Below are 7,797 nucleotides of genomic sequence, written 5' to 3'. Positions count from 1 at the left end.
CACCTCCTCGCCACCGGCAACGGCGACCACACAGTGCGACTATGGGACCCCACCACCGGCCAGGCTGTCGGAGAGCCCCTCACCAGCCACGCCGAGACCGTCTGTGCGCTGGCCTTCCACCCAGACGGCCACCTCCTTGCCACCGGCAGCGACGACCACACGGTGCGGTTGTGGGATCCGACCACCGGCCAGGCTGTCGGAGAGCCCCTCACCGGCCATACCGAGGCCGTGTACGCGCTGGCCTTCCACCCCGACGGCCACCTCCTCGCCACCGCAAGTGAAGACCACACAGTGCGGCTATGGGACATCAAGGTTGGTCAGCCTGACCGCAAAACCTTTTATGAACGGATTCGACGGTCCCAAAATCGGACATTCGTATTACGACGTGATCAGCTAGAGCTACGACGAAGGCTTGAGGAATCGGATGCGCGTATTACGAGCCTTTCCGGTGAGCTCAAAAATGCCCAGGCTCGCACCAGTCCACTATATGGTGAATGGTTTGTGCCCAATACGGCGTTGGATGCCCATAAAGGCGAAGCCAATGCGGTTGCTTTCCACCCTGGTGGCCGTCTGATCGCCAGTTGTGGCGATGATGGAAAAATACGCTTATGGGAGTGTTCGACTGCCGGCCCGCCTGTCAGCGTCGGTGCGCTGCCCAGTAGCGACGGCGGGATTATTCTTCATGCCACTTTTCATCCCTGGGGGCACATGCTGGCCAGTACGGATGCTGACGACCTGGTGCGGCTCTGGAACCTGTCTACCGGGAAATTCGTTGAGGTACGAACCGGCCAAGAAGAAATCAAAATGATGGCGTTCCATCCAAATGGTCACTTACTGGCTACTGCAGGGTACGACCATACGGTGCGGTTATGGGACGCAGCCACTGGCCAGTCCGCAGGTCCTCCCCTTGCTGGTCACACCAATGCCGTAAGAGGGGTGGCCTTCAAGCCTGGCGACAACGTACTGGTCAGCGTAAGCCTCGATGGCACAGTGCGGCTATGGGATGTGGGGACCGGTAAGCTTATCGGTTCGCCAGTCATGACCAAAGCAAAAAGCCTCAACGTGTTGGCGTTTCATCCTGGCGGTAATCTGATAGCCGTTGGTGGCGCCGACGGCTACGTGGATTTGTTTGACTTTTCCGGCCAGGCCGCTCCTATGTTGTTAGGCGGACACACGGGGGATGTCACTGCGGTTGCGTTCCACCCTGGCGGCCATCTACTGGCCACTGCGGACGATAATGACACGGTACGGCTGTGGAACCTACCTACCTATTCCCCTGCTTGCCATCCCCTCACTGCAGATACGGGAGGAATCAACGCGGCAATATTCCATCCTGGTGGCCATTTGCTGGCCTGCGCTGAAACGAGCGGCTGTGTGCGACTTTGGGGAGTAAAGAGCCCGTCAGCGTGATCTCGTGGCCGCAATAGAGGTTTTACTGGCAGTTCACCCAGACAGCCTCGCACATACGCGTGAGGAAGTGCGGAAACCCATGCCCGACGGAGGCTCTCAGAGTCTACGGTAATCAGCCATGGACACACCCTCACCCGACGATCATCCCGCCCCTGCCGAGCAACTCGACGCTGCCTCAGTGGTAGACGAGCCACAGCAGCTGTGGGAGATATTGCCTGGCGTTTTGGACGCAATGGAGGCCGTTGCCAGCGCCGAGGGAGATCCTGCGCTTGTCGCCACAGGGTTTCAAGACCTCGATGAGTTGCTGGGCGGAGGACTGCATCCAGGGACGCTGATCGTGGTGGCCGCTCGGCCTGCGATCGGCACTTCTACGTTGCTCAACGATTTCTGCCGATCCGCAGCATTGCGGCAGGATTTACCAACATTCCTGATCAACTATGAATCCCTGCAAAAAGACATTGTCTGGCGACTACTCTCGGCAGAAGCACGTATTCCTCTTCACTCCATTCGGAATGGTAAAATGACCGACGAAAACTGGTGCCGGATAGCAAAGGTCATGAAGCAGGTTGCTGAAGCCCCCTTGCACATCGCCACTCCTGCAGACTGGACCGTCACACAGATGTGCGAGCAGATCACCCGGCTGCACGCCGAGCACCAAACGCGACTGGTGACAGTAGACAGCCTGCACCTCATGCGAGCGGATGTGCGCAGCGATACTCGGGAGCGAGAGGTCACCGAGGCCACCTCGGCCTTGAAGAGGCTGGCCATGCGCCTGGGCATCCCGATCGTGGTGACGGCTCAGGTTAACCGCCAGCCGGAAGCTCGCCCCGACAGGGCACCTTGGCTATGTACCGATCTCCGCGATTCAGGCGCGGTGGCACACATCGCCGATGTAGTGATCTTGCTCCATCGCGAGGATGCTTATGTTCGCGAGTCACCCCGGGCCGGCGAGGCTGACCTGATTGTCGCCAAGCATCGCCATGGACCGGCTGCCATGGTCACCGTGGCCTTCCAAGGCCACTACAGCCGCTTCGTAGACATGAAAATGCCCTAGATGTACACCTAGAGCAGCGTCCTGCGACAAGAGGCGCCCACGTGGCGACCCTCACACGAAGCGAGATGGCTTCTTATCTGCTGGGCTTCGTCTCAGGTTCTGAGCGCTTTGGGGCGTTGTTACCCCCTTAGCTGCTAATAGGTTTCAGTGGATAATGTGAGTTATCCGGGGACATTGGAAGCGGAGGGGCGAAGACACCAAGGGGCGTGAGCGGTCGGCGTCTCACCATACGCTTTCCGGTATCGCCGAAGTCAGTCCTGCGTCGGCTCGACCACGGTCGGTGAGGGACCCGGTGTGCCGCGCGCCCAGACCTCCATTTTCGATGGGGCCTTTTTGAGGACTTTGTCGGCGCGGTACTGGGCTGTGGACTTACGGCGATTGAGGGCCAGGGCCAAGTCGGCGTAGGAGCCGCCGGCAACGAAATGGGCGCGGATCAGCGCGTCGCGCATGCCATCCAAGCGGGGGGCAAGCTGGTGCTCCAGATCGTTGATCGCGGTCTGGATCTCATCGAGCGTCTCCTCGCCCGGGGTGTCCCAGGCGCCCGAGCGCAGCCGGTCCAGCGCCCACAGCAGAGTTTGGGCCCAGTCGGCAAGCCAAGCGCCATCGACACCGAGGTCAGCGGGCATATGGATGACGGCATCATGGGAGCCGTCATCGCGGGTGATGAGCCCAGGGTTGTTGCGGGGCATGCCCCTCCTTCCGTACGGAAATCCGTACGAGTCACCATCGTACGGATTTCCGTACGAGTCAAGGAGTGCTGTCTCGCATTCGCGGCACACTCTGAAGTTGCGCGGCGATGCGAAGGAAGATGGGAAAGCGGGAAACGGATTCCCCGCTCATGTCGATGCCTTTCCCCAAGTCCTACGCCGAGATGACGGAGCACTACGTTTCCGGTGCCCAGCAGGATCGCTTCTCCGACGACACGAAGGTGGCCCTAGCCATCTGCGCACAGGCCAACGCCACCCTGGCTGTAGCCGCCGCGATCGAGCGCCTGGCCGACGTGCTCGCCCCCTCTTCTCTCCGGTGAGGCACCGCCCGGCGCGCCCGAGCCGCCCACCAACGGGCCGAAGCGAGGGGCGGTAGATGAGCCGGCCAGAGCGACCGGGACGCCCGGCCCCAAGGACCTGCCGTGGATCACCCACCTGATCAGCCCAACAGGTGAGCGGCGCCTGGGATTCAACCACCAGGAGGGCCGCTTCTACCGCCTATGGCAGCACCGAGAACCAGAGCCGCTGCACACCGGCGAGGCCGTTCTGCTGCGCCCCAGTGACATTGACCTGATCATCAAGGTGGCCATGATCTGGGTGATGGCTCACCCCGCTGCCCCACGCAGCAAAGAGATCAGCGATGAGGTCGCCGCCGGGGCGAAAGCCGTGGTCCTGCACTTCGCCGGCGCCTCGCAACGCAGCACGCCAGGCGGTCCTCGCACCGGGGCCGACAAGCGATCACTTTCCCAGCGAGAAATCATCCCGCCGCATTGGGCCTAGCCTGCAGTTCGGCCCCGCAGGGTTGTCCCATTCAGATCGTCGGTGGTCACTGTTAGTGTCCGTTTCCATGTCCGAGGTCAGATACACCGCGGCGTGGGTTCCCGATGACGATCCCCACCGCGATTGGGAAGATGCCGCCAAGCTGGCTGTCGCCTGGGTGCTCCAGCAGGCCAAACAGGAAGGTGCCACCCCGCTGCTGGTGACACCGACCCAGAACCAGTGGAACACCGGCGTCAACTCCATCACCCGGTTCGCCCATGCCTATCCGGCAACCACACTGCGCAGCGGCCGCGAGCAGGCCCGACGCGGCCCGGGCCCGGTGCTGGTGTATGCGCCCGACTTCGAAACGCTGGACCTGGCCGTCGGCTACGCCCGCGGCTCTTGCCTCGCGGTGATCGAAACCAGGGCGACACCGCTGATCGGCTGGGCGATGGAGGCCCGGGCCGTCAACCTGCTGACTGGTGAGGTGACCGCCGACACCCGCACCGACAGCCAGCGAGAGACCCTGGAGCGCGTTCGCGTCAATGGAAACAACGGGTGGACGCGGGGATTCGGACAAAATCAGACAATGCGAATCCTTCAAGGCACATACGGGCGAGATGGACTGACGAAGGACATCATTCTCGGGACGATGCTCGCCAAGGGCCGCCACGGCAAGGCCGTCGACCGACTCGGCAAACTCCTCGACCGGTTGGCGTGACGATCCCTGGACGCGAGGCCGCTCACCAGCTCTCATCTGGCGTAGGCCAGAAGCATGCGTCAACGGTCCGTTGACGCAGGTGAGCCGTTCGACGTAGATCGGCCATCCGCTGAGGACATTGCCGCGTCTGGGCCCGTCTGCCTGGGCGCGGGAGGTACGGTCACGATCTATGACGACAGCCGGGGCCGGCAAGCCCCCCGCGAAGGGTAGCAAACCTCTGCGAGCCTGCCCGGTCTGCAAGAAGCCCGTCGGTATAGGCCAGCGCTGACAGAAAACCAAGGTCGGGGGGTGGGCACGCACGCTGCATGCCCACCCCCAAAGCGGTCGAGGGCAAGCCAGCGAAACCGGCGAGAAAGGCACCGAGCGGTTCGCAGAGCGAAGCTGGCAACACGGGCACGACGGGCCGCGTGGTCGCGGCGCGGTTCGCCAGCACCTGCGTCGGCTGCGGGTAGGGCTACCCGGCCCAGACGCTGATCGACAGGGTCGAGCAGGGGTGGGCGCACCCGGCATGCGCACAAGCCATGCGAGCGCGAGCGCGGATCCTGGCGGGGGAGACTACCGGGGGCGCAAAGCGCCGGACTGGCGGCGAGGATCCAGCCCGTCGTCAACGCGAACCACCCGTTGACGACGTAGGACACCGGGGTGCTCATCCCGAAACGCCCCCCCGCGCAGAATGCGCGGGCGTTCGGCCGCTCTCCCAGGGGGCGCAGCTCGGTGTACCCGGCTGGCCACATTCGGCCCACCTTGTCTTCAGCAACTACAACGTGCCTGACCTGCGTGTCACCGTGGAAGCATGCAAGGCGATGTGCCAGAGGTACGCGTCGTTGACGGACGCGTGGTCACCGCGCCCGGGATCGGGCCGGTGGCGATGGTCTGGCTCCCACGAGACGGGCAGGTCATCGCGAAGATCCCCGCGATGACAGACGATCGGCGGTGGCTGCACCAGATTGTGGGCATCCGTTCCCCGCACTTCGACAACGACCGGTGGCACCTTCCGCGCAACTGCCTGCTCAAGCTGGTGACGGCCGCGATCGACCGCTACGGCTACATCGTGGTGTGGCGGGACATGTCGAAGCTGTCGCGCTGCTCCAAAAAGTGCCTGGAGGCCGAGGGGGTCGAATGCGACTGCTCGTGCATGGGGGCTCACCACGGCGGGAACTCCAGCGGCTGGTTCGAGCGCATCGGGGACGTGGTGGTGGCCAACCTCGGTGAGATCACCCGCACCGCCGTCGTCTACGGCGCGAAAGGAGACGAGGCGGGCACCGCGCTCTACAACGGCGAATTGCAACGAAGGCGCTACCGCGTGGACCGCGCCGGCCGCCAAGACTGGCCCACGGCCTCGCGGTTCATGTGCACCGGCTGCATGAGCGCGCGAGCACGCGTCTGGGACCACTGCCACACCCACGAGTTCGTCCGCGCACCGCTGTGCAACCCCTGCAACACCCGCCACTGGAGCGGATGGCAACCCCAGCACGGCCGAGCCCCCCGCAGCCGCAACATCGACACCAGCTACTACCGCTGGTGCCCCTTCTACGGCGAGAAGCAGCTCGGAAAGTGCAGCGCGTAGCCCGCTCACAGAAACGGACTGTCCAGGCGCCAGCCTTGCGTCGACGTTGAGCACCAGGGCGACGACGTTGTCCGGTGGCACGCCGACGACGAAGGAGTTGGCGTGGCGTCGATCGCCGTCGACCGTCACGGCGAGCACCGAAGTGGCGATCGCGAACGGTTCCACACATCGCACCGGCACCCTCCAGGAGCGGGGAGCGTGTCATCGTGGTGACGACAAATCTGTCATCACTGTGACGACGTCCGGGAGGCCGCGCTGTGGAACCTGCCTACGACCTCACCGATCCCGATGACGCCCGGCGGTTCCTGGAGGACGACCCCGCGGGCGGGGCCCGCTGGCGCCTGCCCGGTAGTGAGCCCATCTACGTCGACCAGCTGGCCTCGCTGCTGCAGTTCACCGAGCCGCGCCCGCACTCTCACACCCTGACCGGCGACGAGGCGCTGGCCGGGCTCACGTTGCTGGCGGCACTGCGGGACTGGCTGGCCGACGCCGAGCCCGACCTGGTCGATGCGGCCCGCCGGGCCGGGGGCACCTGGGAGGAGCTCGCGCCGGTGCTGCGCGTCGCCGACCGTCGTGCCGCCCAGCGGCGCCGCGGCCGCTCAACGTAGGAGGACGTCAAGCGCCGCCACCGGCGAGGTCGTCATCGGCATCGGCCGGGATGTTCGGCAGGCAGAGGGCACACCATCCCCACCCCGAGGGTGTGCGGGCAGGCCGGCATCTGGGCAACTTCGCGTGACCCTTCGGGGAGCCATCGCAGCCACCAGCACTCCTGCTAGTCCTCGGTGTGCTGCCCCAGGGCGAGGTGGGCGCCATTGGGTTCCCGTAGTACTCGCCGAAAATCGGGCGGATATGGCTGGGTAGGCTTCTGAGCTGGGAATCTGTGGGTCTGGCGGGAGGTCTTTCTTGGCGACGCAGGTGTTCGTGTTCGAGCCAGAACGAAATCACCTATGGAAGGGTTGTCTCAAGAGTGATCCAGGTCACAAAAATGCCGTTTCGAGGCTCAGCTTCTCTGAGTGTGACGAGTTTCATACTCCTGCAGCATAAAAAGCTGTGATCAGCAGATACGTCGCGACATTCGAGGTGGATGATCTTCCGATTTGAGGATCGCTTTGCTCGCCATCGCCCAGCGGAGTAGGTTACGCGACGCCACATTCAAACAGCCATCTCACCTCTCCGATCGGTTGCCCCGTACGGGATCGATCGGCCGGCGCCTTGATCGATCCCCGATCTACCGGGCTCCGGAGGAGGTACGGGGTGACCGCCAGAAGGTGGCATCTGGAGAAAGTTCGCAGACGGGTTGCGGTCTGCGGAGCTTGGGTACGCGAACGGGCTCAGAGCTGTAAGCGAAAGAGTCTTGAGGGCATCGAAGCTGCGCGACGGACCGCCCCCGTGTGGGGGCCGCTCGCAATGCGAGCAAGCCACCTCCTGTGGGAGTGGTGTAAAGACAGCGAGCCCAAGTAGATGATCATCTACCTGAGCTCGCGGTAGCACGAGAGGCTCTGTTCTGGTAGGCCGCCGGGGCAGAGCCTTTCGCTTGCGCCCACAAAATCATCCAGCGGAACACTTTTGACGACGCGTC

General features: G+C 63.8%; 8 protein-coding genes. 6 read left to right on the top strand and 2 right to left on the bottom strand.

The annotated features are described in order from the left end of the window. A partial coding sequence (locus tag ACLQ2R_RS05145; RefSeq protein WP_425958110.1) for a WD40 repeat domain-containing protein occupies nucleotides 1-1,410 on the top strand: 1,410 nt, incomplete at its 5' end. 118 nt (nucleotides 1,411-1,528) lie between these two features. Beyond that, nucleotides 1,529-2,464: a DnaB-like helicase C-terminal domain-containing protein gene (locus ACLQ2R_RS05140; RefSeq protein ID WP_425958109.1), complete on the top strand. Its 936-nt coding sequence runs from the start codon at nucleotides 1,529-1,531 to the stop codon at nucleotides 2,462-2,464. A gap of 251 nt (nucleotides 2,465-2,715) precedes the next feature. Here the strand turns inward: ACLQ2R_RS05140 and ACLQ2R_RS05135 are convergent, their stop codons facing one another. After that, entirely contained in the window at nucleotides 2,716-3,153 is a 438-nt protein-coding gene (locus ACLQ2R_RS05135; protein WP_425958108.1) for a hypothetical protein, read from the bottom strand. Between the two features lie 149 nt (nucleotides 3,154-3,302). Between ACLQ2R_RS05135 and ACLQ2R_RS05130 the strand changes: the two genes are divergently transcribed. Next, nucleotides 3,303-3,491 (top strand): hypothetical protein, encoded by a 189-nt coding sequence (locus tag ACLQ2R_RS05130; RefSeq protein WP_425958107.1) that lies wholly within the window; start codon nucleotides 3,303-3,305, stop codon nucleotides 3,489-3,491. A 178-nt stretch (nucleotides 3,492-3,669) separates the two neighbouring features. Here ACLQ2R_RS05130 and ACLQ2R_RS05125 read toward each other — a convergent pair whose 3' ends face one another. Further along, entirely contained in the window at nucleotides 3,670-3,849 is a 180-nt protein-coding gene (locus ACLQ2R_RS05125; RefSeq protein WP_425958106.1) for a hypothetical protein, read from the bottom strand. Between the two features lie 169 nt (nucleotides 3,850-4,018). Between ACLQ2R_RS05125 and ACLQ2R_RS05120 the strand changes: the two genes are divergently transcribed. From ACLQ2R_RS05120 to ACLQ2R_RS05110, 3 genes are all read left to right on the top strand, one after another. Then, nucleotides 4,019-4,651 (top strand): hypothetical protein, encoded by a 633-nt coding sequence (locus tag ACLQ2R_RS05120; RefSeq protein WP_425958105.1) that lies wholly within the window; start codon nucleotides 4,019-4,021, stop codon nucleotides 4,649-4,651. A 916-nt stretch (nucleotides 4,652-5,567) separates the two neighbouring features. Next, nucleotides 5,568-6,218: an endonuclease domain-containing protein gene (locus ACLQ2R_RS05115; RefSeq protein WP_425958104.1), complete on the top strand. Its 651-nt coding sequence runs from the start codon at nucleotides 5,568-5,570 to the stop codon at nucleotides 6,216-6,218. A gap of 257 nt (nucleotides 6,219-6,475) precedes the next feature. Continuing rightward, nucleotides 6,476-6,826, top strand: a complete 351-nt coding sequence (locus tag ACLQ2R_RS05110; RefSeq protein ID WP_425958103.1) for a hypothetical protein — start codon at nucleotides 6,476-6,478, stop codon at nucleotides 6,824-6,826. Nucleotides 6,827-7,797: the final 971 nt, after the last annotated feature.

It is taken from the genome of Streptosporangium sp. DT93 (genome assembly GCF_049844535.1).
Classification (GTDB): domain Bacteria; phylum Actinomycetota; class Actinomycetes; order Streptosporangiales; family Streptosporangiaceae; genus Streptosporangium.
The sequence above is the reverse complement of the archived record's forward strand: the minus strand, read 5'-3'. Positions and strand labels throughout refer to the sequence as shown.

Bases quoted from the DNA above. Each gene is read 5' to 3' on its own strand.
- ACLQ2R_RS05140 (WP_425958109.1), top strand. From the start codon at position 1,529: ATGGACACACCCTCACCCGACGATCATCCCGCCCCTGCCGAGCAACTC.
- ACLQ2R_RS05120 (WP_425958105.1), top strand. From the start codon at position 4,019: ATGTCCGAGGTCAGATACACCGCGGCGTGGGTTCCCGATGACGATCCC.
- ACLQ2R_RS05135 (WP_425958108.1), bottom strand. From the start codon at position 3,153: ATGCCCCGCAACAACCCTGGGCTCATCACCCGCGATGACGGCTCCCAT.
- ACLQ2R_RS05115 (WP_425958104.1), top strand. From the start codon at position 5,568: ATGACAGACGATCGGCGGTGGCTGCACCAGATTGTGGGCATCCGTTCC.
- ACLQ2R_RS05130 (WP_425958107.1), top strand. From the start codon at position 3,303: ATGTCGATGCCTTTCCCCAAGTCCTACGCCGAGATGACGGAGCACTAC.